This is a genomic window from Jeotgalibaca arthritidis, from assembly GCF_011100465.1.
In the GTDB taxonomy this organism is placed as follows: domain Bacteria; phylum Bacillota; class Bacilli; order Lactobacillales; family Aerococcaceae; genus Jeotgalibaca; species Jeotgalibaca arthritidis.
Genome location: NZ_CP049740.1, coordinates 1,454,073 through 1,479,398, shown reverse-complemented (window position 1 = coordinate 1,479,398; position 25,326 = coordinate 1,454,073). Strand labels below are relative to the sequence as shown.

Genomic DNA, 25,326 nt, shown 5'->3' with positions numbered 1-25,326 from the left:
ATTACGCTCCCTTCTTAACTTCATGGATTTCGATTGATTCAATTGACTCCGAGTCTCCTGGCGTTAACACCAGAATCGACGTGCGTTCTCCGAATAACCAATGGGCAATCTTGCTTGGTAAATAACGCACGCCACCTTGCAGCACAGTTTGTTTGTTGCCGACCTCATCTGTCACGTTGATACGAACTTTGTGTTTTAGGTTCATGATGGCTCCTCCTTCATTTTTATTTGTTTAGGATTCACTCCCTTACACCATACAGGCGAAGTAAAACAGGGAAAGTAAACTCTCCCTGTAAATTTTTCTAAAATAATTCTTTGATCTTGTCTTTGATGATTCCGAAGGTGCGATTGATGGACTGTTTTTGTTTCCCAAGTTTGGCTGCCACTTCAGTCTGAGACATCTCATCAGTGACGAGCATGTGATAGATTTCTTGATGGTACGGTGATAATTGCGCCACGACTTCGCGCAATCGATCGACACGAGGATCTTCTTCATTAGTCTGAAAGGCATCGTAAACCAATGATTGAATTGGGTTGTCACCTTCATCGCATACATCATCAAATTCGTTCAGAGACAAATTGTAGTTACGTTTGAAGTAATCGTTTGCTTCACCATCCACATATTCGTCCAGTGGATAATAGCCGTGCTCGTTGTTGAAGTCTTCACGGAACTTTTCTTTCCAAGTCTTGATTTTCTCTTTTTCTGCTTCAGTACGTTCGGGCCGTGCATTTTTATAAAAGTTGTAAATCGCACGGTCGTCAGCGCGGTGCAACTCCTGGATGTTAAGTTCAGTGACGCCTTCTTCTCCCGGACGAATTTCAACTACTTCTTTTTGGATGCGTCCATTGGCATCAGTACGCTCAAACACGTACTTATAAGTGTTGCGGTCGTTTTGGTGTGTTTTCTTAAATTTACTCATTAGATTCCTCTCTCTTGCCTGAAAGAGTTTTAGAGCAAGGAAAACAAACAAGGACCGTGCCAATATGTACACCGTCCCCCATCACGAAAAAAGAGCGCAATAAAGTAAGGTATACAATATCTGAAAAATTTTCTGGGTAACCAGTTCTTTTCAGTATTTGTAACCTTGCCCTATTGCAACTCAGGCATTGTTATATTTAATTAGTAGGTCTATTCGCTTTTAAGATAAATTCGTTCACTTTCTTGAAACATAATGTAGTGTTTATGAACCATAAATGATAAAATTAAATAGTTGAACTACTATGTTTTAATTATAAAAAAAGGCCTCCCTTGTTTTCGTCAGTCATCGGCGGCAAACGGCGGTCAACGGCGGACGTAACAAAGGAGGTTGTGTTTTGGAAATAAGTGAAATTGCTCAAACGCTTTATCCGTTCATGGGAAGCGAATATAAAAAGCCACAAAAATTTCTAATTGAGTTGCTGGATAGCGTTTCAAATGATGATGAAGCCACAATTTTTGGATTTTCAGATGATAACTTACGAAGAATCTACAACGGGAAGCGCAAATTAACACAGGAATATGCTGTCCTTGTGTCAGGAAAATTCTACATTGATAAATGCACGACTTTTATTTATGAACGTCTTATAGATGATGCTCCAACTGTCCTTAAGCAACAATTGATTACTAAAGGTGTGGTAATACCAGAAGATACAGACGTTGCTGAAATTATGGCACGACTTTTAATTGATGAAATTACCTCGATTGCTTCCCAAACCAAAGTCAAAACAAAAAAGGCCAAGCCGAAGCTTAGCGAAATAGAAATTGCAAGTTTAAGAATCAACACGAATGGTGATTTCTCCTTTAATAATGACGTGAAGAGATTCTTTGACAATTTGCCTGTTCCCCTTGATATCAGACCTGAGGAGATGACGTATGTCATAGCTCTTTTTTCAGCATACGCGGATGCTGATGGATGCGAAGTATACAAGCATACAAACGACCTGCCAAATTCGCGGCTAAAGGATTTCAAGAGACAGCGAAGAAATTACTATAAAGCTGAAAGCATCCGTCGTGGGGTCCGTGATAACTTTACGCAAGAGGAAGGAACTGAGCACTTTGAAGCTTTGAAAGAAGATATGTACGACGGCATCGAGGAAGTATACGAGGAAGATTACGATGATGGCGTTGAGAGACTTAAAGCCGTTCTACAGCAGTCGTCTGTCATAACATTAAATGGTTCAATCTTATCGTTTATACCAGGATTGCTGCAAAATTCTGCTAAAAAAGGCATTTGTCATATGCTGGTTAATGACGGAAAGATCAAATGGGTGACTGAAGATGAATAGTTTATTTAATACTCCATTTGAAATTTCGGTTCGAGTCATGTTACTGCTCTCTGAATTTAAAGAGCCTGTCAGCGCTGATAGAATTCTAATCACAGACTTCATTACCACGTATGGTCGCGACTTTGAAATTTCTGATTACAACTTAAATGGTGATAACAGCTATAGACTCAGTGAATTCATTGCGCGACGTGAATTGGTAAAAGATGCAGTCAAAAACCTTGTGCTACAACATGTTATCCAGCCATCACAAAGCAAAGAAGGTTTTAAGTATGCTTTATCAGAAGACGGCCTTAAGTTGATTCCACAGTTCATATCAGTGTATGCGGAAAAATACTTACAAACAGCTGACGAATCTGTTAAATACATTCAAGATAAAAGTGATGTTGAGCTTCTGCGACAAATAAACCAACGCGCAAAGGAATTCAAAGGAGAGCAATGATAATGCAAAATTATTATATTGAACGTGTTACCATAAAAGGCAAAGATCGTGAAGATGCAACTGTCAAATTCACTAAGGGGCTAAACATAATCTCTGGTCCTTCAAATACTGGAAAAACTAGCATTGTAACGGCAATCGATTTTCTCTATGGCGCGAAAAAAGACGCCGCTCCCTTTTCAACTGATGCAACAGGATACAGTGAAGTTGAACTGATAATTCAATCGACTAATGATAAATATGCCTTAACACGTGAATTTGACAGCAACTCCATTATAGTATCCAAAATAACAAGTTCAGGTGAATATGTAGATCATGAAAAATATAATGCACGAACTGGGAAAAATCCAATTAGCAATTTTTGGTTACGACTTTTAGGAATCAATGATGATTATCAAATTATCAAGAATGAGGATTTCAAACGTCAAAAATTAACTTGGCGGACATTAGCGCCTAGCACTTTAATTCCACAAGATAGAGTCAATACCAGTTCCTCTGTTCTTTTTCCTGGGGAAACAACACAACGTACAGCTTTTTTATCATCGTTGTTACTTCTGCTATACGGTTCAGATTTTTCAAACTCAGAAGAAAACGAAACAAAAGAGCATAAAAAAATTAGACGGAACTCGGTGATTAACTACATCAATTCAAGCCTTTCTGAATTATATGAAAACTACGAAGTGGCTAAATCAGAATTACCTGAGGCGCCCTCTGATGATTTTCAACAAATTGTCGATGGAATGTTCGCTGAACTTGAAACAATTGAAAAGCAAATCAATGATGCGCTAGCCAGCAGCAAAAGCTTAATAAAAGAGATTTATCAAAAGGAACAGTATCTTCATGAAACTCAACTACTTTTGAATAGGTACAAACAGTTACATTATCAATATCAATCCGATATTGAACGACTAACACTAATCGTAGATGGTGAGCGATTATTAAATGATCATAATGAACACGACGCTTCACATAGCTGTCCTTTCTGTAATGGCGATTTAAGTAAGCCTGTTCAAACAACCTACATTGATACTGCACGTTCAGAATTACATTCATTGCTCTCACAATTATCAGATTTGACGGAAGAATCTCATGATACCGAAGTTGAACTGCAAGAGCTAATGGAACAGCTTAATGATCTCAAATCAAGAAAGAAATCACTTGATGCTTCAATCAACGATGAACTGAAGCCGAAAGCTGAGACGTTAAAGGATCGAATCAATAAAATCGAAACTTACAGAGATATTAAACAACAGCTCATCTCGATGGAAAAAATGCAAAAGAAACTTAAAAGTGATCTTGAAAAAATTGAGAACGAGCCGGAAGACGAACGTATCCTTTATAAACCTAAAGAAAAATTTGATGCAGAGTTTTACAAAGAGATGACTGAATTACTGGACTCGATGTTACGTAATATGCATTATAAGCCTAATGAATTTCGTAACGCGTTTTTCGCCAAGGATATTTTCGACATCAAAATCAATGGAAATCTAAAATGGACCGAAAATGGACATGGATATACAGCGTTTATCAATTCAGTAGTGGTAATGGCATATCGACATCTCTTGTATAATCACGCTAAGTACACACCTTCTGTGTTCATTATCGATTCCCCCCTTCTGGGATTGGACGAACGAAAAAAACAAGATGGCGATGACAGTATGAAAGAAGGACTCTTCAAATACTTTATGGATCATCAAAACGAAGGGCAACTTATCATCGTTGAGAACACAACGAACTTGCCTGCGCTAAACTATGATGATAAACAAGTAAATCAGATTGTTTTCACTGAAGATAAAAACAATGGACGCTATGGATATCTATACGATATTTATAACTAGAACAGGAATGATTACATGAAGTTTAGCTACAATCCGCTTTGGAAGCTCCTAATCGACAGAGGACTGAATAAAGCACAACTCAGAAAAATGACTGATATTAGTTCAGCCACACTATCAAAACTAAATAAAGGCGAAAATGTAACAACAGATATCTTACTTCGCATCTGTGAAGCACTTGATTGTGATTTATCGGATATCGTAGAAATCGTTCGCGATTAAATATCAAAAAGGCACTGTACTCATAATCGAATACAGTGCCTTTTACTTCACTATTTTTGTAATCCAGCGATTACTTCATTGATTTTTGATTCAATATCATTCAATGGAACCATGTACCATTCAGTCGCTTTTTTGAAATTTCCATCCTGAAAGACAACTTGTTTGTCCTGGAATGCATGATGTAGGGTGCGCTCAAGAAGCTGAGCATTCACATTTTGCACCTCAGCAGAAAGCATAACTCTCACTGGTGCATTTAAATAGGTCACGTCATTTTCTGCATTAGCAATTCTGCTTTCCACATCATTTCGAGTGAATCCAATTTTATACAGATTGTTCCATTTACTAATATCTGGATTAGTACTTAATGATTTCAGCACATAGATATAACCTGTCGTAAATTCTTCTCCAAAACTTTCAGCCAACGTTTCTTCATCTACCGGTTCTGTCACCATCCGTCCATGACGTTCAGTAGAATAAAGCGATGAAGCTAATGATTGCAGCAACAAATTCTTGTTCTCTGTTCCGTTCTCATAAACAACATGCATTCTGGCATTTGTTTTCCCATTATCAGCTATAAATGTATCCTTTGAAATGGAAACAATATACATCATTACACCATTTTGGATGTAGAATCTATTTTCATGAATATCATACTGTTCAAACGGGATAATTTTTCGTCTACCAGATGCGATATCTGCATGAACTTGATCGAATAAGTTCTTATATTTCTCAAAGTGACTTGCATGTTTTCTCCGACCAATTTTATCTGCAGCATTCACAGTTCTACGATAGCGGGAAACATCCAACAAGTCTGAAAAATCATCAATCATATCATCTGAGCCTAAGATATCATCTAAATTCAACTCGTCATCTATTTCAACTGAGTCAGCAAGAAATTCTCCATCTGGCTCGAATTCTTTTTCCAATAAACCTAAAGTGTCATACTTCTTAACCTTCTCAGCTCTTTCAGTTTTACCTCGAAATCCGCTAAGACGGGCCCACAATGCACGTTCACTAGACCATTCAGGTGTTTTTTCCGGCTCTCGTCCGTTTTCATTCACAAAGTCTATAATCTCCTGAAATTTAGCAACTTCAGGATCTTGTTTTACAACTTTCTTTTTTTCAACTTGCTTGGTTAAATCATCAAAAGCGTCATCTTCAAAGATGCTATCTAAACTATTCGCCATCTTCTTTCGCTGCCTCCCTTTCACGTTTTATCTCAGCAAGTCGTAGCAAAGCAAAGGCCAAGTATTTCTCACCATCATCTTTACTATTTCGATCAGGATTTCGACCATTTTCTGCACGGAACTTCTTAGCAGCTTGATAAGCCGCAACCAATTGTTCGTCAGTAAAATCATACTTGTTTAATGACAAATAATCCTGAATGAACCGAAGAGTAGGTGCGTCGATATCGCTACTAATTACTTCGTAAGCACGTTGGAACGGATTCACTTGATCAATTAAATCAATATTCAATTCATCGATATTAATGAACCGGTCGGCCATCTTGATAATTTCACGACTACCGTCTTCAGAGGTTGTTGTCCGCCCAGCAGCAATATTGATATCAGCAACCGTATGTTGGCGAACAGTTTCTAACTCTTCATTCGTCAAATCAGGATACCGTTCAATGATGACCCGTGGAATCAACGTCTTATTAATCATCTTCGCATCAGCACCTGAAACAATGGCGTTTTGAATATCCTGGCTTTGTAAAATACTCGATTTCAAGTCTTCCATATCATTTTCGATGATTTTTTTCGTGCGTTCCGTAGTATCAGCAGGTTTCAATCCTCTAATTGAAAGATCCCCTGGTTTGTCTGGCTTATCATCTTTTGGTTTAAACTTGTAAACTGGTGCAAGCACCTGTTCCATAAGCAATGAAGCAGAAATTGCCTTCATGATGCTATTAACCGCAAAGAGCACTTCATCATCCTGTGCATCTGGCTGCGCAATAAGGTTTGTAAACTGTGCATGAGTCTTATTGGCGCTATCACGCGTAACGCGACCAATGATTTGAATCACCTCAGTTAACGAGTTACGATAGCCAATTGTCAATGCATATTCCGCAAACGGCCAATCGAAGCCTTCTTTTGCCATTCCCAAAGCAACAATGATATCTAACTTATCAAGATCCTGGATGTCATCCGTAATACTTGCTAGATAGGCTGAGACTTTTTCACGTCCTTCTTCATTCACGAGGTCGGCCACTAATAGTTTTTTTCCGTCAGGACGTTCGATTTCATAAATGCCGTCCTCGTTCTGTGTGATATTACCACCGTCCGTTAATAAATCAAGTATTTCATCCACTTCTGCATACTTGTCTTTAGTAGACTCACCCGAATTAACGTTGGGAATATGGATAATGGATTTCTTATTGACATCAATTACTTTATCCAAAGCATCAGTATATTTTCCGCGATAGAAACTATAACCCATTGCGAAGGATTTTAGATATTTATAGCCTTCGAGTTGCTCATAGTAGGAATAAGTCACTTTGTCAAATTTATCTTCATCAGCTGGTTCCAGAATTTGAACAGAGTCACCACGGAAATACGACCCAGTCATAGCAAGGATATGGGCAGTTGAATTCGCCATGATACTACGGAGAACATTTCCCAAAACCGAGTTATCGTCACGGCTAACATGATGAAACTCATCAATAGCTAGTAAAGTATCATCAAAGGTCGCATCATCCAATTCCTCAAAGGCAAAGCGAAGAGTGGCATGGGTCGCAATCAAGATATTGTCACTTGGGTCAGTTGAGTTCATAAACTGAACAAAATGCTGAACCTTAGACTTCTCACCACCACCGATGGTCAGATTATTGCTTGGTTTAACCTTCCAATCCCAATAGAAGCCATATTTAGTAAGCTCAGTATCCCTAAACGACTTACCAATTGAGCGTTCTGGAACGGCAATGATGACCTTTTTAATACCTTGATTATGAAGCTTATCTAATCCAACAAACATGAGCGCTCGTGATTTCCCTGAAGCTGGTGGAGCCTTAACTAAAAGATACGTAGAATTACGTTTTTCATAAACGCGTTCTTGCATCTCGCGCATACCAAGATCATTCGTCGTCTTGGTTTGGTTCTTGTCAAAATTAATTTCAAATAGGTTACTAGTCATTATTGGTCATCTCCTGATAAAGTTTGAGCAAAATCGCAAGTCGCTCCTCGTCTGAATCAAATGTTCGTTGTTGATAGGCACGGTCCACAATTCCATCTAACTCTTCATGTTTCTTACGGAGGGATTCAGGCATGGTTGCGGTATTATACAAATCCGCTAACGTGCCGCCTTCGTATTCACGTAAATCAAGAATTTCTGTCATCACACGTGCGATTTCGTTTTTGCGCTGTGTTGAAAGATTATTTACCGGGAAGGTGTTATAAACCAATCCAGCTGAATATCGATAACGAGTTTCAAGTTTCCCTCCTACAGACTCCAACCAAACCATGTGCATGCGAGATTCGAGGAGACCTAGAAGCCAGATCTCACCTCCGTAGATTACATATGCGGAATTGTTTACAATCGTATCCTCATCAACCACGCCCATTGGTACGTAATCACGTGCCTCTGATGATGTCGCAGGTATAATTATCCCAGGCATTTTCTTATATCTAACTTCACCAAATGACCAAGGTCTATTTGCAAGTTTTTTGGTCGCAGCACGATTGCTTTTCGTTCTATATTCTTTTATCGAATTGAATAGTGCAACAAATTTTGGATTTGACTTAGCAACTGCAAACTCATCGTCTTCAAACCAATAAGTGTAATTGATGGTACCCTCAATAAAGGTTTTCCCACCAACAATTTTCTTTACAAATCGTGTCTCGTTTGCTGCCATTTTGCTATATTCTTCGGGAGAAATATCAAATAAGCCATTGGCATTTGGCATGCTTCCGAACATGATATCAGGTAAACCACTTATGCTTTTATTATGAGTAGACACAAGTGATATCTTTCCTGAAGTTAGATAAGGATTTATATACGAAACCTCAAGTCTACCATTCTCATTAAATAGATACTTCCGCAAACTATTTTTCGCATCGCACAAACCTATTATCACAACAGTTACGCCTGCATTTCCTTTAGCACTATTTCCCCACTTAAACGAACTATATGCAAAACTAATATCTGATTTTTTAAGCAATGTTGGCCAGATATAGGATACTTGCTCACCCTGATTAATAGAATTCGTCGAGACAAAAGCTAGCTTATTGCTGGAATTAGCAATGAACTTGGTTCCTTTGTAAAACCAACCGGTTATATAATCAACCCTTTTCGAGTTTATCTTTCCCTCAAGAGCATATTCCAAATCTGCTTTCTGTTCCTTATTTTGGAGTTTTGATCCCAAATATGGCGGATTCCCCATCAAATATATTTCATCGTCAGTTTTGTGTGGGAGAACTTCATTCCAATCAACTCTAAGTGAATTGGCACATAGAATATTTCCTGCATCTTTCAGTGGAAGCAATTCTGCAATCGTACCCGGCAAGGCTTCTTCGAGTTCCTTATTCATCTGGTGCTCAGCAATCCAGAGTGATAGTTTAGCTACTTCATGAGCAAAATCGTCGAGCTCAATACCGTTGAAATTACCCAAGTGAATTGATGATAACGGCATGTTCGGATCATCTTCTATTTCTTCCAATAGTTGAAGTATCTTAATTTCAAGTCGTCGGATCTCTTTGTAAGCGATGATTAAGAAATTTCCTGATCCGCTAGCAGGATCCAAAAACTTGATTTTTGAAATCCTATCAATTAATGCATGAAGCTCACTGATGATTCCCTTCTTATTTTCCTTTCGGGTTTTCTCGGTAATATCCTTGAGTTCATTTCCTTCGTATCTGGTCTTGAGGCTATCAAAAGCTTCAGTAAGTTCATCTAGGAACAAAGGCTTAATGACCTTCATGATATTTGGCACGCTCGTATAGTGCATACCAGCAACATGGCGGTCTTCTGCAGAAGCTACTGATTGAATCATTGCTCCCAAGATATCTGGGTTGATTTCATCCCAATTTAGCATCTCCCCGGCCTCAATTAATAGTTCTCTTGAAACTTTTGAGAAAACTAAGTCTACGTGTGGCTCACCGAAGAGTTTCCCATTGACATAAGGGAACTCTAACAACCAGGCTTCTTTGCCATTTCTCGCTAATTGGTTGATATCAAGAACTTCGAAAAGGTCTTTGATGACTGCATTGAAATTCGAACCATCTTCAGAAGTTCTTGTTTTTAGTACATTAGTGAATGAGCCTTTATTCATAATGCCCGTATCCTCAGCAAACAATAGGAAGAGTACTCGGATTAAGAATAGGTTGAAGGCATGCTCATTAGCATCCGGATTATCTTTAGCTACAACGTCGTATAACTTAGCAAAACGTTCCGCAGCTTTCCGATCGGCTGGATTTTCCGCTTGATAATCCGCTTTCTCAATCCCGTTCCAGGCTAAGAAGAAATCAGCATTAGCTGGCAGCTCAGCAATCGGAATGTTTAGAGTCTCACCAGTTTTGGTATCAATCGCTGCGATATCCGAAAAATCGTTGACCATAATATATCTTGGTTTGGATTTTTGATCGGCTATATCATGCTGGATAGCATCAATTGCTACAACGACATCCCCTTCAATTTCTTCGTAGTGGAGCTTGTTCTTAATAACAAACGGCTCGCCTTCGTTGAACTTCTTGAGGGCACGAGTGATTGAAGTTTTCGGAATATCATAAAAGCCTAGAAAACTTGTGATGAATTCACCGCTTCTGCGATCAGAGATTAACTTCTTTAATCCATCTTCAATCTCTGTGATATTTAATACCTTATTCTTAGCCATTTACTTGTCACCCTCCGCCCTATCTACATTCGAGCTAATTATCTCGCTGGCATCAACATTAAGCGCTTTCGCAATTTTTAGCAACGACTCCATCGACACTAATTCATTCTTCCCAAGTTTAGCTATTACGTTGGGACTAACTCCAGATATTTCACGAAGCTGGGTTTTGTTCAAATTTAAATCACTCAATAATTTCCATAATTTATTATAAGAAATCGACATAAACTACACCTCACTATTGTCTATTATATCATCCAACGAGTAAAATTTTTATCCGATTAGTGAATAATAGTCGCGAACGTAAACATTTTTGTATTTGATTGACAGTGTTGAAAATTTTTCTCCACTATTTTCGATATAGGATTCATCCCCTACACACCCCACACAACCCTGAAAATCGGTCACTCTCCTCACTTTCAAAAAAGGCAAAATAAAAAGACTTCCCACTCAATATAACAAGTGAAAAGCCTTAGTAGTAAGCTGTCTCAAGCATATTTATTAGTATCAATTTCGCTGTGATTATATCCTCACCGTAGAGCACCGGAACGGTACGAATCACAAAATTCCTCAAACCTATCCATTCCACAATGTCAGTCCAATCTCGACCGCAATAGCAAATCTACAGTGTCAAGGGTACCCCCTAAAACCGCGTCATTTCGGGCTTTTCAGCACTAAAAAAGACCCTCAAGTCCGAAATCCTGAGAGCCTTAACCCCTTATAAAATAAGCATTTTAGCCTTATTTTTGTCTAGTTAGCAATACTACCGTCTCAACGTGTAGTGTTTGTGGGAACAAGTCTACTGGTTGGGCTTGAGTTGCTTCATAGCCGTTGTCAGCTAGGATTCTTAAATCGCGAGCTAGTGTCGCTGGGTTACAGCTGACATAAACGATGCGTTCAGGGTTTACAGCTACGGCTGCTTCAATGAAGGCTGCATCCAATCCTTTTCTTGGTGGATCAACAACGATCACGTCTGCTTTAATACCTGCTTCTGCCCATTTCGGCATAACTTCTTCTGCAGCACCGACTTCAAAGACAACATTGTCAATTTGGTTGTTTGCTGCATTTTCTTTGGCTACTTCAATCGCGTCAGGAACGATTTCCATTGCGTAAACTTGTTTCGCTTTTTGAGCTAATGCCAATGAAATTGTACCAATACCACAATAAGCATCAATCACTGTTTCTTCACCGCTTAGTTGAGCGGCTTCTAGTGCAAGCTTATAAAGGATTTCAGTTTGTAGTGGGTTAATTTGGTAGAAAGATTTTGAACTAACACCAAATGTTAAGCCTAATAATTGGTCATGGTAACGATCTTCGCCGTGCAAGATAATCGTTTCTTCGCCTAAAATCACATTGCTTCGTTTTGGGTTAACGTTTTGAACGATACTGACTACTTCTGGCAAAGCTTCCAAGATAGCTGGAATAATTTTGCTCATAGGGAATAGTTTCGCTGTACGTGTTACTAAAACAATCATCATTTCGCCAGTGTAATAACCGCGGCGAACCATAATGTGACGGATATTTCCGATATGTTTACGTTCGTCGTAAGCTTTCACATTGAATTCTTGCAGAATGTCACGAACTTTTACAATCGCTTCATCAATTTTTGGATCTTGAATATGGAAGTTTTCCATTGGAATCAATTCGTGAGTATTTTTACGGAAGAAACCTGTTTGCAGTTTTCCTTCTTTTTCACGAACCGGAATTTGTGCCTTGTTACGGTAGCCCCATGGCTCGTTCATACCGATTGTTGGTAGAACTTCGATATCTGGTAATTTTGCAATACGTTTGAAGTCTTGCGTTACCATATTTTGCTTGAATGCCAGTTGCGCTTCATAACGCAAGTGTTGAAGTGGCATCGTTCCGACACGTGTTCCTAACACGTCACGCGTTGGGATACGATCTTGCGATGTCGTTAAGCGTTCTTCAATACGAGCGAAGCCATATGATTTGCCTAATTTCGTTACCTTTACAATTGCCGTTTCGCCTGGTAAACCATCAACCACAAATAATGGGTAGCCGTCAACTTTCGCCACGCCTAAGCCTTCAGAGGTTAAATCTTCGAAGTTTACCTTAATCTTTTCATTTTTTTTAACAGGAAGTTCCTGATAGTTGTTCGTCATGTCTTGCTCCTTCTCGCTTCTATAATGAGTTCTTACTTATTATACATCAAAGAACGCCACTATTCTCTAAAAGCTTATCCAAGTCATGATTTAATTTTGAAAAAGGAATGATTTCTTGTGGTACGACGGGGATTTCCTCGACGAGCAGTTTTCTCATCCAAATGCAATCATACCAATTTTGGAACTTATAGCCACACTTTGGAAAATGGGCAATGGTCTCATAGCCTAGCTTCTCATGAAATCGGGGCTATTATTGGTTAAGTAAGGATTATCTCCTTCTGTGTAGGCGATGCAAGCAACGATTTGCAGAATATGCTGTTTTTTTAACAATTCTTCTAATATCTGGTAAAGTCGTTTGCCAAGGCCGTTTCCGCGCCTGTCTTGTTTTAAGTAGATGCTCGGTTCAGCGGACCAAGCGTAGGCTGCTTCCTTTCGAAAGGGTGTGGCGTAGGCATAACCGACCACTTCGCCCGCTTCCTCTGCCACTATAAAGGGGAAATCTTGGCTGATGCTCTGGTATTTTTCAAGAAAGTCTTGCCGGCTTGGAATGTCGTATTGAAAGGTTATCGCCGTATCGGTCACATAGGGTGTGAAAATAGCCAATAGGTCATCGATATCCGTTTCCTTTGCCAAGCGAATAATGGGTTGTGTCATTTTAATCCTCTAACTTTCATTAGTTCTTTGGTCACTGGTTTTCGAGTTCGCTAATCTCAATATTAACGGCTACTTTCGTACCACCAAATTCTTCTTCGATATAGTCTTGCACTTCTTGACTGTGGTAAAGCTCACCTAGTTTCAAAATGTCTGGATCATCAGCGTTTTCCGTTTGAGTGACTAGGATATTAATATTATTTTTAGTATCTTCGCCTGCTTCCTCATAGAAAAGCGAATCCTCCAACACATTCAGTCCACCTTCAAGGGCAATCGTATTGCTAATAAGAGCCGCATCCACATCCGCCAACACACGCGGTCCTGTTGTATCGTCGATTTCTTTAAAGACCAAATTCTTAGGATTGTCTGTAATATCACTAGTTGTACCAAGGGCATCAAAATCATCTGTTAACGTAATCAGCCCTGCTTTTTGTAATAAGAGTAAGCCACGCGACGCATTCGATGGATTGTCCGCAATCGCAATGACCGCCCCATCTGGCAAGTCGTCTAAGCTAGTGTATTGGTCGGAATAAACGCCCATCGGTTCTAAATAAGTGGTCGCAAAGGCAGCTAAGGATTCCCCCGACTCAGCATTAAAAGATGTTAAATAGGCCCATGATTGAAAGGCATTGACATCGACTTCTTTATCAGCTGTAGCTAGGTTCAACTGTGGACCGCCATCAATTTCTTCAACCTCGATTGTGATACCTGCAGCCTTAGCAGCATCTGAATTGGCAATAAATTCCCAAATTTGTGCATCTGATGCCTGTGAGCCCACAACAATAGTACGCTCTTCGGCTGCTTGTTGGGATGTTTCTTCTGCTGGTGCTTGGTCTTGGCAAGCTGCTAAAAATAAAGTGGATAGTGCTGTTATTGATAAAAATAAATGCTTCTTTTTCATATCATCATCTCCTATTTTTTAATGCATGGTCATGCCGCCGGTTACATTAATCGCTTGTCCGGTCATATAAGACGCCAGCGGACTAGCTAGAAATAGAACAACATTAGCGACTTCTTCGGGCTGAGCGGTTCTTCCAAGTGGCACTTGCGAGCAATCTTCTTTATATATGTCGTCGGCAGTCATCTTGCGGATGAGGCCACCTTCAATTCTTTCACGGTGTTTCATTTCTGTTTCCACGATACCGGGGCAGACGGCATTGACTAATATCTGGTCGGCCGCCAGTTCCTTGGCCATGGTTTTGGTGAGGCCTAAGACGGCGTGTTTGGATGCAACGTAGCTACCCATTGCGGTATAGCCATTTTTTCCGGCTTGGGAGGCAATCTGAATAATACGCCCACCTGCTTGCTTTTTCTGCAATAGTTTACCGACCTTTTTGGAAGTGAGGAATACGCCACGTGCATTAACGGCCATTACTTTATCCCAATCTTCTAGACTGCTATCCACAACTAAATCCATAGTGGAAATGCCTGCGCAGTTGACTAATATATCGATTTTGCCAAAATAATTTAAGCTTGTTTGAAGCCATTTATCAATATCGGCTTCATCAGTGATATCGACTTTTGCGGTCGCAAACTGTTTATTTTCTAGTTTAAAGTCTTCTTGGTAAGCATAGTCTGCTGAAATAACTGCGGCACCTGCTTGGCGTAATTTCTCAACAATAGCTGCCCCGATGCCATTTTTACCACCTGTGACTAAAGCCACCTGCTGACTTAAATCAATTTGAATCACGTCTACATCCTCCTTTTAATGATCAGAATGAAAAATAAAATTGTCTTGAACACAAAAAAGTCCTTAACAAACAGATCCGTTTGTTAAGGATGAAAAGATTATAGTTAGTCTTTACGTGTTACCACCTTATTTTGTGCCGCCTCACAGCAAGCACCTCACCAGGTACAATTATAATACCCTGTTTCTGTAACGGGAACGCCCGTCAATGTCTCAGGTTTAGCTAGCTAAACGGTCGACAAAGCCACTCAAAGATCATTTTCCAAACAATCGCCATCCCCTCTTCTCAGCTACCGAGGTTTTCTGTCATATATTGATTATCTGTACTTTTCTTTTCATTGTGTTTTTTTAATCATTCTCATTTATTTTTCATTTAAAAGAATGATACACTTGAAAATAGGCTTTGTCAATTCATTTTTTATGCAGTAATCCCACCGTCTGTAACGAATTCAGCTCCTGTTGAATAGCTTGAATCGTTTGAAGCTAAGAATAAGACTAGTTTGCTGACTTCACTAGGTTCAGCCATACGTTTCAATGGAATCATACCAACCATAGCTTGGATTTGATCGAAGGCATCACTTTGTTGAACCATTGGTGTGTTAATTACACCAGGATAGACAGAATTAACGCGGATATTGTATTGTGCTAATTCTTTTGCAGCCGCTTTAGTCATACCGCGAACAGCAAATTTAGTATCCGTATAACCAAATGCACCTCCTACTAAACCGTTGATTGAAGAAATATTAACGATTGAGCCGTTTTCTATTTTCTTCATCGATGGCACCACATACTTGGTACCAAGGAAAACGCTGACCTGGTTAATTGTAACCACTTTCATATAATCGTCCAATGAAGAATGCTCTACAGATAGTACAGGGCTGATACCCGCATTATTTACTAAAATATCAACTGGCCCAAACTGTTCTTCTGTTTCTGCTACAACCTGTTTCCAACCTTCTTCGTTGGTCACATCATGCTTAATAAAGTGCGCTGTTTCGCCCAATTCCTCAGCTATAGCTTGGCCTTTCTCTTCGTTAATGTCAGTTAAGACAACTTTGGCACCTTCTTCGATAAACAAGCGAACGTGTGCTTCGCCCATACCTGCTGCGCCACCTGTAATAATAGCAACTTTTCCATCTAGTTTTCCCATTGTAAAGCCTCCTATTACTATAATATGTCTTCATTTTACATCAGTGATTAGTAAAAATATACAACATTCTGTGTCATATTTTTCGTTTTAAATTATAAATTGACTATTTTTTCTTATAAACATCTATCTCACCAGTTTTCAATTTTTTTCAAAAAATGTTCCCCTAGCTTTTATATATCTTTAGATATAGTATATATAGTGAAGTTTTCAATAGATAAACACTATATATGGTGTTTAATCAGTATGATAGGAGTGATGGTAGTGGCTACAGAAATTTCCTCCACTTTAAAAAAAGGGTTTGACTCATTGAATCAAGATATCGAGCAATTCGAGGCTGTCTTTCCAATTACGGAAGACATGCATATTACTTATGACGGTGTTGCGCGCTTAGTGATGCTGGATCGCTACTCCTTTAAAGATACGAAAAAAGTCACTCTAAAAGAGGGAGACTTCGTCCTTTTAACGGTAAAAGAGGATCCTAAATATCCTGCTCGTGGTACGGGTACTATTCTATCGCTTGATTGGGATAAAGGAACCGCTCGTATTTTAGTTTCTGAAGAATACCAACAAAACATCGACACATTTGGAATGGAAGAAGAAGGTATTGTCACACGTTCCATTATCACTCTTGATAAACCGCTTGAATTATTTTATGAACAAATCGCCATGCGTAATGCCCATGGATTGGCTCAAGTTGAGATTTCTCCTAAAAAACGTTATGACGCTTTTGTAAAGTTTTATGAAGAACAAAAAGTGAAAAACTTTATCCCTGCTGGTCGCGTTTTATACGGAGCTGGTTCGGGTACAGATGTGACTTACTTTAACTGCTATGTGATGCCATTTGTTCCGGATTCACGTGGTGGGATTTCTGATCACCGCAAGGAAGTAATGGAAATTATGAGTCGTGGTGGCGGTGTCGGTACAAATGGTTCAACCCTTCGTCCCCGTCATGCTCTAGCGAGAGGTGTTAATGGTCGCTCATCTGGATCGGTTTCTTGGTTAGATGATATTGCGAAGCTAACTCACTTAGTTGAACAAGGTGGTTCACGTCGTGGTGCTCAAATGATTATGTTATCAGACTGGCACCCAGATATCGCTGAGTTTATTATTTCTAAAATGCAAAACCCACGTATTTTACGTTACATTATCGAAAACTTTGACGATGAACAAATCCGTACGTTGGCGCATGATAAATTAAAATTCACCCCATTTACTGCAAAAGAAACAAATATGTATACAGGTATTGTGAATTACAAAAATATAGCAGGTAACGGTGGTTTTGACGAGTCAGTGATTCGTGATGCTGAAATCAAGTTACGTGACGGCGGTACGTATTCCGTTAACGATCCTGAATTCTTAACAGGCGCTAATATTTCGGTATGCATTACCGATGACTTTATGGAGGCTGTTAAACAGGATAGTGACTATGCTCTACGCTTCCCAGATGTTGAACATTATTCCAAAGAAGAGATGGCAATTTACGACACGGAATGGGTAAACGTTGGTGATGTCCGTAAATGGGAAGAAATGGGTCATGCGGTCCGTACTTACCGTACGATTAAAGCGCGTGATCTGTGGAAACTAATTAATATTTGTGCTACTTATGCTGCAGAACCTGGTATTTTCTTTATTGATAATGCTAATAAGATGACAAATGCATCGGCATACGGCCAACAAGTTGTGGCAACTAACCCTTGTGGTGAGCAACCTCTTGCACCGTATTCAGTATGTAACCTAGCTGCTGTTAACTTGGCTGAGATGGTCAACAAAGACCTGCAAATGGTTGACTTTGCTAAATTGGAAAAAACAGTTCGTATGGGTGTTCATATGCAAGACAACGTTATTGATTCAACGCCTTACTTCCTAGAAGAAAACCGCAAGCAAGCTTTAGGCGAGCGCCGTGTTGGTTTAGGAATTATGGGACTGGCTGATATGTTAATCTACTGTGGTGTTCGTTATGGTTCTAAAGAAGGTAACCAATTAATCGATCAAGTCTTTGAAACGATCGCTGTAACAGCTTATGAAGAAAGTATTGAATTGGCAAAAGAACGTGGCAGCTTCCCATTCCTTGTTGGTGAAACAGGTCGTGAAACACAACAACTCCGTGAGAAGTTTGTTAACTCAGGTTATATGAAAGGAATGCCTGAACATGTACGTGAAGGTGTCTTGAAACACGGTATCCGTAACTCTCATCTATTAACGGTGGCACCAACTGGTTCAACGGGTACGATGGCTGGCGTTTCAACTGGTTTAGAGCCATACTTCAGTTTTTCTTACTTCCGCTCTGGTCGTCTTGGTAAATTTATTGAGGTGAAGGCTGAAATCGTTCAGGAGTATTTGGATCGTCATCCAGAAACAGATCCGAATAACCTGCCTGATTTCTTTACAACGGCTATGGAATTGTCGCCAGAGGAACACGTTGATGTTCAAACAACCATTCAACGTTGGGTTGATAGCTCGATTTCTAAAACGGTTAATGCGCCTCGCGGTTATACGGTTGAGCAAGTTGAGAAGATTTACGAGCGCCTCTATGATGGTGGTGCTAAGGGTGGCACGGTTTATGTTGATGGTAGCCGTGATTCGCAAGTGTTGACATTGAAGGCTGAAGAAAATCAATTCGACGATGTTGACGAAACAAATGAATCAGCTAAAGTGAATAAAGATAAAACATTCTTAGTTGAAACAATTGCTGACCTAGAATCAACAGATGTGACAATCGGAAATGAAATTGGCGATACTTGTCCAATTTGCCGAATTGGTACGGTTGAAGACTTAGGTGGCTGTAATACATGTAATAACTGTGCTGCACAATTAAAGTGCGGTTTGTAATAATGAGTTAAAAAAAGAGCGAAGACGGTTTTAGCATCTTCGCTCTCTTTATGTTGTGTGGTTTGTGTATGTTTTGGAAGTTCGGGGGGTATTTTTGCACTGAACTTCCGTAAAATGCCTTTTTGAGTGAGTAGAAACTGATTTTTGACTCTCTATTCACTCTAAACTGCTAAAGCTTACAGTTATTTGCTTTCAATCAAGTCATGGTATACTGTCAGTACTAGATTATAAAGGATTTGAACATATGAGCAGAGAAGAAATTAACCAAAAATTGGCGATTCTTCCCGAATTGCCAGGCTGCTATATTATGCGTAATAAGGATAACGACATTATTTACATTGGTAAAGCTAAAAATCTTCGGTCACGCGTGAAATCCTACTTTCACTCCAAGCATGAAGGTAAAACAGCTTTGTTAGTAGCGGATATTGATCATTTTGAAATCATCGTAACAAAGACGGACAAAGAATCTTTGCTACTTGAAATTAATTTAATCAAGCAATACCAGCCCAAATATAATATTAAATTAAAACAAGGAACGATGTATCCTTATCTAAAAATAACCAATGAAAAAGACCCTCAACTCATTATCACCTCTATTGTAGAAGATGATGGCGGGGTTTATTTTGGACCTTATCCAAACGTTTACGCAGCTAGCGAAACACAACAATTTATTCAAAAAGTCTATCCCCTTCGTAAATGCAATAAGGGACAAAAGCGTGCCTGTCTCTACTACCACATGGGACAGTGTATCGGTTGCTGTGACCACGAGGTTCCTAGAGAAGCATACGATGAACAAATCAAACGTATTTCACACTTTTTAAATGGTGATGTGAAAGAGATTAAACAAAATCTTGTCACTAAAATGCAAGTTGCCGCCAATGATATGAACTTCGAGCAAGCAGCTGAATACCGCGACCAAATCCGTTACATTGAAGCAACAGTGGAAAAACAAACCATTATGTCACGCGATTATACCAACCGGGATGTCTTTGCCTTTCATATGGATAAAGGCTGGATTTCGATTCAAGTCTTTTTACTTCGTCAATCTACGGTTATCAAACGTGAAGCTGCCCTTTTCCCGAGCTATGGCAATCCTGAGGAAGAACTGCTTTCTTTTATTATGCAATTCTATCAGGAGCAAAATCATATTTTACCAAAAGAAATCCTCGTTCCTGAAGGCGTTGATGTGGACTTACTAGCTGAAGCACTCGATATTAAAGTTCACGTTCCTAAACGTGGCAGTAAAAAAAGTATCCTTGATTTAGCAATTACCAATAGTGAATTGGCTCTGACTGAAAAGTTCATGTTAATTGAGCGCAGCAAAAACAAAACTGTTGGGGCGATTCAAGAATTATCTGAGGCACTCGGCTTGAATTATTTAGAAACGATTGAATCCTTTGACCACTCTAACATCCAAGGAACGAACCCGGTATCGGCCATGGTCGTATATAAAGATGGCCAGCCAGACCGCAAGTCTTACCGTAAATATAAGGTCAAAACGGTTGAAGGTGCCAACGAATTTGCGACTACCCAAGAAGTGATTAGACGTCGCTATAGTCGACTATTGAGAGAACGCAAACCATTACCTGATCTCATTTTGATGGATGGTGGTAAAGTTCAAATTAGAGCGGCCAAGGAAGTGCTAGAAGATGAGCTAGGCATTCATATTCCTATTGCAGGTATGGTTAAAAATAAAAAGCACAAAACGGCCTCCCTCATGTATGGTGATGACAATGACGTGATTGATCTCGACCCTCGTAGTCAGGCCTTCCACCTTGTTCAACGTATCCAAGATGAAGTCCATCGTTTTGCGATTACTTTCCACCGTCAGATTCGTGGTAAAAATAGCTTTTCATCGTTACTGGATGACATTGATGGTGTCGGTCCTAAAACACGTACTAAAGTCTTGCGTCACTTTAAAACTATGACTAATATTCGTCAAGCAAGTCTCGATGACATTAAAAAGTTAGGGATTTCTGAGAAAGTGGCTACTAGTATTAAAGAAGTCTTCCAAAATGAAGAAAATACACCATCTTCGGAGGCTTAAGAAACCAACTTTGAAAAGAACATGCTATACTAGGATTTAGATTTTGTGAAAACGTTAGGAGGAATAAGAAATGAAGATTATTGTCGATAGTGCTTGTGATTTGCCGTTAAGCTATCTTCAAGAGCATGAAGTAAACCATTTACCGCTATCTGTCATTATGGACGGTAAGGAATATAATGACCAAATTGACATTACAAACAACCAAATTTATGATTTTATAAAAGTAGGCAAGCATCCATCAACGAGCCAAGTGGGTCTAGAAAAATTTGATAGCTTGTTCCGCAAGCTAGCGTCAGTCGGGGAAAGTGGTATTTACATCGCCCTTTCAAGCGGCCTATCTGGAACCTATCAAGCAGGCGTTTTAGCCTACCAACAAGTAAAAGAAGACTATCCTGATTTTGATTTGCGAATTATAGATTCTCAGAACGCCTCACTCGGCATTGCCTTAATGGCTCGTGAAGCCGTTCAAATGAAAGCTGATGGCTTCAGTTTAGATGAAATTGAAGAGCGTATGCAATTCATGGTCAAACATGTGGTATCTCTCTTTACCGTTCAAGACTTAAACTACTTAGCTGAAGGCGGTCGTTTATCGAAGTCTAGTGCCTTTCTTGGCGGACTTTTAAATATTCATCCGCTGCTTGAGGTCGTTGATGGTAAGTTAGAGCCTAAAGAGAAGCTACGCGGTCGTAAAAAAGTGCTAAACCGTATGTACAAACGCTTAGAATCAGAAGCCAAAAACATTGAAAAGCAAACCATTTTAATTGTTCATACGAACGAAACTGAAACGGTTAAAGAGATGAAAGACCATTTGCACGATACGCTTAAACCAGCAAACGTTATCGACTATCCAATCGGAGCTGTCATTTCTGCTCACACTGGAATGGGAACAATTGGTATTTTCTATATGAATGACTATGAATAACAAAAAGGGGCTCCCAGCCCCTAAAATATATACGAATCATTGTTGCTCAAACGTGCTCAAAAAGGCAGCCCCGACGTCACTTTGTCATCATTGTTGTTGCTTTAGAAACTTACAATGATGATACACTTGGGCTAAAAGCCCACAGTGCATCTTTCAATGCTCGGATGATCTACGACCATCCTGTGCCTATTCGTTCCAGTGATTCGGGGCTAAACGCCTTTTTTCCCACTCTTTTTATTTTTTACTCGGGAAAGCTACTATATTATCCCTTGATAAGCCTCTATCTTTTAACGGTCCCTCAATTGTTTTTCTGAGATAAATAGAAATCATTGTCTCATCGGCTTCTAGGGCGTCTGTTTCTACAAGCGCATAGAGTTTTTCGTTGGAATCGAGCAGAGTCGCTAGGACACGATTATCTGCCTTTGGAACATAGCCAATTAAATAGCCATCCTCCATAGTAATGCCAATCGCATAACGATCAAATTCGTTGTCTTTCTCACGAACAAGCTGTAAGATTTTCCCGCGCTTAATCAACTCTTCCACAATCGATAAATCCCGGTAAGTCATTCCAGCGATATAGGTATCCAACAACTTTTTGTCGGTCAAAGCCGGCTCACTAATAATATAAGGAAGTGGCAAATTCATTTTTTCTTTGTTTGAATCATCTTCTTTTTTCAACAAGCGGCGTAAAATTCTGATGTTACGCTTATTTTCTTCGAATTCAAATAAGCTTTCTAGTGCATCATCAACGTCTTCCTCTTCCCACAAGTCTTGGTATTTCCGCAGCGCTTGCAAGGCTAGTCGTCTAATTTTTGGATGATAGTAATTTAAGGCATCCAAACACCACTCTAGAGCAAACAAATCTTTTTCTAGCATGGTTTTAAACAAGGTTTCCATCCAGATATTCAATTTAAATAGGTCCCGGGATTCTTTTTCAATTTCTTCTTCGAATTTAAAAGGTAAATCAAAAACGTGGTCACTCAACAAATTCGACAGATAGTAGCACACTTCTTCAAAATAATAGAGCGGATTGTTAGCCAAGAAGAAATCGAGTAAATTCAACCCTAATGGATTAGCCGCCAACCGTGGCATAAAGTCTGCCATCTCTGGTTTCATTTCTAAAAACTGTAACACACTGACAATCAGAAAATCTGTTTCCTTGGCAACTTTTAATTCTTGTAAGGCCACATGTTGCCATTTTGGTTTATTTAAAAAGACTTCAATCATCCGAATCATTTCTTCGTAGTTATTAAAACGCTGATCCCAATAGTCACTCAATTGCTCCGTTTTATCAAGCTGTTTTTCAAGATAAGCATAGTCCCGCTTCCAGCTATCAATGACTTGTAACCAAATCATAACTAAGCCTGCTTGTTCGATAAAGGAGGTTGCAAATTCCCTTGCGTCAACCATTTTTCGCATAAAGAGTAATATATCATCTGCTAACTGCCCTTCATCTGTCGGCTCACGATAAGCTAACACATACATCGAATGGCGGTAGTTTTCGGCTGTAATCGGTGAATAGAGTAAATAATGACGAATATCAGCTTTTTGTAAGGCGACATTGACATAAATACTAGACAAAAAATCGCTCTTAATAGCGTGATTAATAATCCATTCTTTTTGTTCGTCTGACACGGCCTTGATCAAAAAGAGAGCTGCTAGTCTGCCGTAGCCATCGGTATTTTGCAGTAACTCAAATAAAAATTGATTTTCTTTAGTGGCGCTTTGACGGATACTTTCTGCTGCATAAACCGTATAGTCACTATGAAATCCTAATGTTCGCAACACTTTCATCGTTAAGTCATTAGGATAAAGGCCTAAAATCATAATACCAAGCTTTACTTCTTCTGGAGATGTACTTGTTTTTACCAGTCTCATTCCTAATTTATGGAGCTCTTGACTGTCGATTAGCCCTTCTTCTAATAGCGCTTTGAGTCGCTCTCTTAGCTCAATGAAAAAGAGGCGCATCGGGTATTGTTTTAAAAAAGGTTGGATTTTATTGTAGGCTGTATCTGTTTGTCTAATCAGCATCTCTTTAATCATCTGGCAGCATTGTAAGGCAATTTCTTCCTTTTGCGCAAATGAGATGCCATCGGTCATTAATATGAATAAGGTGTCTTCTCTTCCTGCTAGTTGTGGATCCTGGAATGTATAAGGAAGAGATGAATCGTCTTCTCTTTGCTTTAAAATTGTTTCATAAATACTCATTTTCTCGTTCATCTGCCCTCACCCTTACCCATCGCTTTAGTGGTAAACTTCTTATCTCAACTATAACACAAGTCGTCTAAACAAAAAACGAGCAAAGACAGATGTCTTTACTCGCTTTTATTTATAGACTAGGGGATTATAAGTTCAGCCATCAATGTCTAGCTCCCAAGTCCTGACCTAGTGAAAAAAAGATAAATTTGCCCCATTGCGCGCTTCGCTGCTCGCTAACGCATATCATTCGACTAACCCGCTGAAGCGTGAAGTCTCCTGACAATTCAGGGTCAAATTTCCTATTTTTTCATAGGCCAAGGCGGACTTGTCCGCTTTTCTTACTTAGACAATATCGTTACTTTTCCCAACTAAATCTACATAGAAGGCTGCGCGTGCTGATTGTCGACGCGGTTCAATAATAAAGGCTAGGACTGCAGTTAACCCCATTACAGCGACGAAAATACCTAGGAATGCAAAAACAAAAACATAACTCGCATTATCACCCTGACTTGCTAATGCTACTAAGAAGAAAACAAGCCATAGTAGAATAGGAATAAAATATAAAATGCTGTAGAAAAAGTCCATTTTAAAGAGTCTCCAACGGCTTCCCTTCATGATATAAGAACTTTCAGCTAGAATATCTTTAATTGCTAAATCACGGTTATCATAGTAAATAAATTCTGCCATCGCCCATGAATAGCTTTTAATAATTCCGGGTACAATCAATAGTAGTGACCACAGCATTAATAAGAACTGCTTAACTAATGAAAAACCAATTGATTTACCCATGTCTTCTTTAAATGGTTTAAATAAGTGACCGACCGTTAATTTTTCACCATCTTGAATATCTAAAAATCCCCAAGTCAAACCTAACGTTAAAAGTGCTGAAACAAATGATGTAATCATTGTTATTATAAATTGCTTAACGCCATATGGATCGCTTAAATCATTAGCAGTTATATCTGCAGTTATATCTATTATTGAGATACCGAACACTTTTCCAAGGATGCTTTGAAGAATAAGACCAAAAACACCAACTAAAATTAAGTTAGATACCGCTGTTAAATAATTTCCTCTTAAATTTTCTCTCCCAATCATTCGAAGCTCTTTGTTCGTTTTCATAATTTTCCTCCTAT

20 protein-coding genes are annotated in these 25,326 nt (G+C 39.2%); 7 read left to right on the top strand and 13 right to left on the bottom strand.

Annotated features, from left to right (window positions below; translation table 11 throughout):
• Nucleotide 1 precedes the first annotated feature (1 nt).
• Nucleotides 2-205 carry a hypothetical protein gene (locus G7057_RS07530; RefSeq protein ID WP_166162476.1) on the bottom strand — a complete coding sequence of 68 codons (204 nt, stop codon included), beginning with the start codon at nucleotides 203-205 and terminating at the stop codon, nucleotides 2-4.
• Nucleotides 206-302: 97 nt separating this feature from the next.
• Nucleotides 303-920: a hypothetical protein gene (locus tag G7057_RS07525; RefSeq protein WP_166162474.1), complete on the bottom strand. Its 618-nt coding sequence runs from the start codon at nucleotides 918-920 to the stop codon at nucleotides 303-305.
• 394 nt (nucleotides 921-1,314) lie between these two features.
• On the opposite strand from G7057_RS07525, the gene G7057_RS07520 reads away from it, so the two are divergent.
• The 4 genes from G7057_RS07520 to G7057_RS07505 are packed head-to-tail and all read left to right on the top strand — an operon-like array spanning nucleotide 1,315 to nucleotide 4,758.
• A complete protein-coding gene (locus G7057_RS07520) occupies nucleotides 1,315-2,265 on the top strand; it encodes an ABC-three component system protein (RefSeq protein ID WP_166162472.1) in 951 nt (316 codons plus the stop codon).
• Nucleotides 2,258-2,704 carry an ABC-three component system middle component 2 gene (locus G7057_RS07515; RefSeq protein ID WP_166162470.1) on the top strand — a complete coding sequence of 149 codons (447 nt, stop codon included), beginning with the start codon at nucleotides 2,258-2,260 and terminating at the stop codon, nucleotides 2,702-2,704. Before G7057_RS07520 ends, G7057_RS07515 begins: the two co-directional genes overlap by 8 nt.
• A gap of 2 nt (nucleotides 2,705-2,706) precedes the next feature.
• Complete coding sequence (locus G7057_RS07510; RefSeq protein ID WP_166162468.1) at nucleotides 2,707-4,539, top strand: AAA family ATPase; 1,833 nt, start codon at nucleotides 2,707-2,709, stop codon at nucleotides 4,537-4,539.
• A 15-nt stretch (nucleotides 4,540-4,554) separates the two neighbouring features.
• A complete protein-coding gene (locus G7057_RS07505) occupies nucleotides 4,555-4,758 on the top strand; it encodes a helix-turn-helix domain-containing protein (RefSeq protein WP_003731102.1) in 204 nt (67 codons plus the stop codon).
• Nucleotides 4,759-4,808: 50 nt separating this feature from the next.
• Here the strand turns inward: G7057_RS07505 and G7057_RS07500 are convergent, their stop codons facing one another.
• The 9 genes from G7057_RS07500 to G7057_RS07460 all read right to left on the bottom strand — a co-directional run bounded on the left by G7057_RS07500 (nucleotide 4,809) and on the right by G7057_RS07460 (nucleotide 16,193).
• Nucleotides 4,809-5,945 carry a GIY-YIG nuclease family protein gene (locus G7057_RS07500; protein WP_166162466.1) on the bottom strand — a complete coding sequence of 379 codons (1,137 nt, stop codon included), beginning with the start codon at nucleotides 5,943-5,945 and terminating at the stop codon, nucleotides 4,809-4,811.
• Nucleotides 5,935-7,890: a DEAD/DEAH box helicase gene (locus tag G7057_RS07495; protein WP_166162464.1), complete on the bottom strand. Its 1,956-nt coding sequence runs from the start codon at nucleotides 7,888-7,890 to the stop codon at nucleotides 5,935-5,937. The genes G7057_RS07500 and G7057_RS07495 overlap by 11 nt, the downstream gene beginning before the upstream one ends.
• A complete protein-coding gene (locus tag G7057_RS07490; RefSeq protein WP_166162462.1) occupies nucleotides 7,883-10,585 on the bottom strand; it encodes a class I SAM-dependent DNA methyltransferase in 2,703 nt (900 codons plus the stop codon). Before G7057_RS07490 ends, G7057_RS07495 begins: the two co-directional genes overlap by 8 nt.
• Nucleotides 10,586-10,807: a helix-turn-helix domain-containing protein gene (locus G7057_RS07485; protein ID WP_166162460.1), complete on the bottom strand. Its 222-nt coding sequence runs from the start codon at nucleotides 10,805-10,807 to the stop codon at nucleotides 10,586-10,588. It lies immediately after the preceding gene.
• Nucleotides 10,808-11,322: 515 nt separating this feature from the next.
• Nucleotides 11,323-12,705, bottom strand: a complete 1,383-nt coding sequence (gene rlmD / locus G7057_RS07480; RefSeq protein WP_166162459.1) for a 23S rRNA (uracil(1939)-C(5))-methyltransferase RlmD — start codon at nucleotides 12,703-12,705, stop codon at nucleotides 11,323-11,325.
• A gap of 225 nt (nucleotides 12,706-12,930) precedes the next feature.
• Entirely contained in the window at nucleotides 12,931-13,359 is a 429-nt protein-coding gene (locus tag G7057_RS07475) for a GNAT family N-acetyltransferase (protein WP_227004575.1), read from the bottom strand.
• Nucleotides 13,360-13,390: 31 nt separating this feature from the next.
• Nucleotides 13,391-14,257 carry a MetQ/NlpA family ABC transporter substrate-binding protein gene (locus G7057_RS07470; protein WP_166162457.1) on the bottom strand — a complete coding sequence of 289 codons (867 nt, stop codon included), beginning with the start codon at nucleotides 14,255-14,257 and terminating at the stop codon, nucleotides 13,391-13,393.
• Between the two features lie 18 nt (nucleotides 14,258-14,275).
• Complete coding sequence (locus tag G7057_RS07465) at nucleotides 14,276-15,046, bottom strand: SDR family NAD(P)-dependent oxidoreductase (protein WP_166162455.1); 771 nt, start codon at nucleotides 15,044-15,046, stop codon at nucleotides 14,276-14,278.
• 415 nt (nucleotides 15,047-15,461) lie between these two features.
• A complete protein-coding gene (locus tag G7057_RS07460) occupies nucleotides 15,462-16,193 on the bottom strand; it encodes a glucose 1-dehydrogenase (RefSeq protein WP_166162453.1) in 732 nt (243 codons plus the stop codon).
• A 261-nt stretch (nucleotides 16,194-16,454) separates the two neighbouring features.
• Between G7057_RS07460 and G7057_RS07455 the strand changes: the two genes are divergently transcribed.
• From G7057_RS07455 to G7057_RS07445, 3 genes are all read left to right on the top strand, one after another.
• Nucleotides 16,455-19,022 carry a vitamin B12-dependent ribonucleotide reductase gene (locus G7057_RS07455; protein ID WP_227004574.1) on the top strand — a complete coding sequence of 856 codons (2,568 nt, stop codon included), beginning with the start codon at nucleotides 16,455-16,457 and terminating at the stop codon, nucleotides 19,020-19,022.
• A gap of 244 nt (nucleotides 19,023-19,266) precedes the next feature.
• Nucleotides 19,267-21,069: an excinuclease ABC subunit UvrC gene (gene uvrC / locus G7057_RS07450; protein WP_166162449.1), complete on the top strand. Its 1,803-nt coding sequence runs from the start codon at nucleotides 19,267-19,269 to the stop codon at nucleotides 21,067-21,069.
• A 70-nt stretch (nucleotides 21,070-21,139) separates the two neighbouring features.
• Nucleotides 21,140-21,991 (top strand): DegV family protein, encoded by an 852-nt coding sequence (locus tag G7057_RS07445; RefSeq protein WP_166162447.1) that lies wholly within the window; start codon nucleotides 21,140-21,142, stop codon nucleotides 21,989-21,991.
• 234 nt (nucleotides 21,992-22,225) lie between these two features.
• Here G7057_RS07445 and G7057_RS07440 read toward each other — a convergent pair whose 3' ends face one another.
• Both G7057_RS07440 and G7057_RS07435 read right to left on the bottom strand, forming a co-directional pair.
• Nucleotides 22,226-24,211: an HIRAN domain-containing protein gene (locus tag G7057_RS07440; RefSeq protein ID WP_166162445.1), complete on the bottom strand. Its 1,986-nt coding sequence runs from the start codon at nucleotides 24,209-24,211 to the stop codon at nucleotides 22,226-22,228.
• Nucleotides 24,212-24,532: 321 nt separating this feature from the next.
• The gene (locus tag G7057_RS07435; RefSeq protein WP_166162443.1) at nucleotides 24,533-25,312 is read right to left on the bottom strand and encodes a DUF975 family protein; all 780 of its coding nucleotides are present in this window, start codon (nucleotides 25,310-25,312) and stop codon (nucleotides 24,533-24,535) included.
• Nucleotides 25,313-25,326 lie beyond the last annotated feature (14 nt).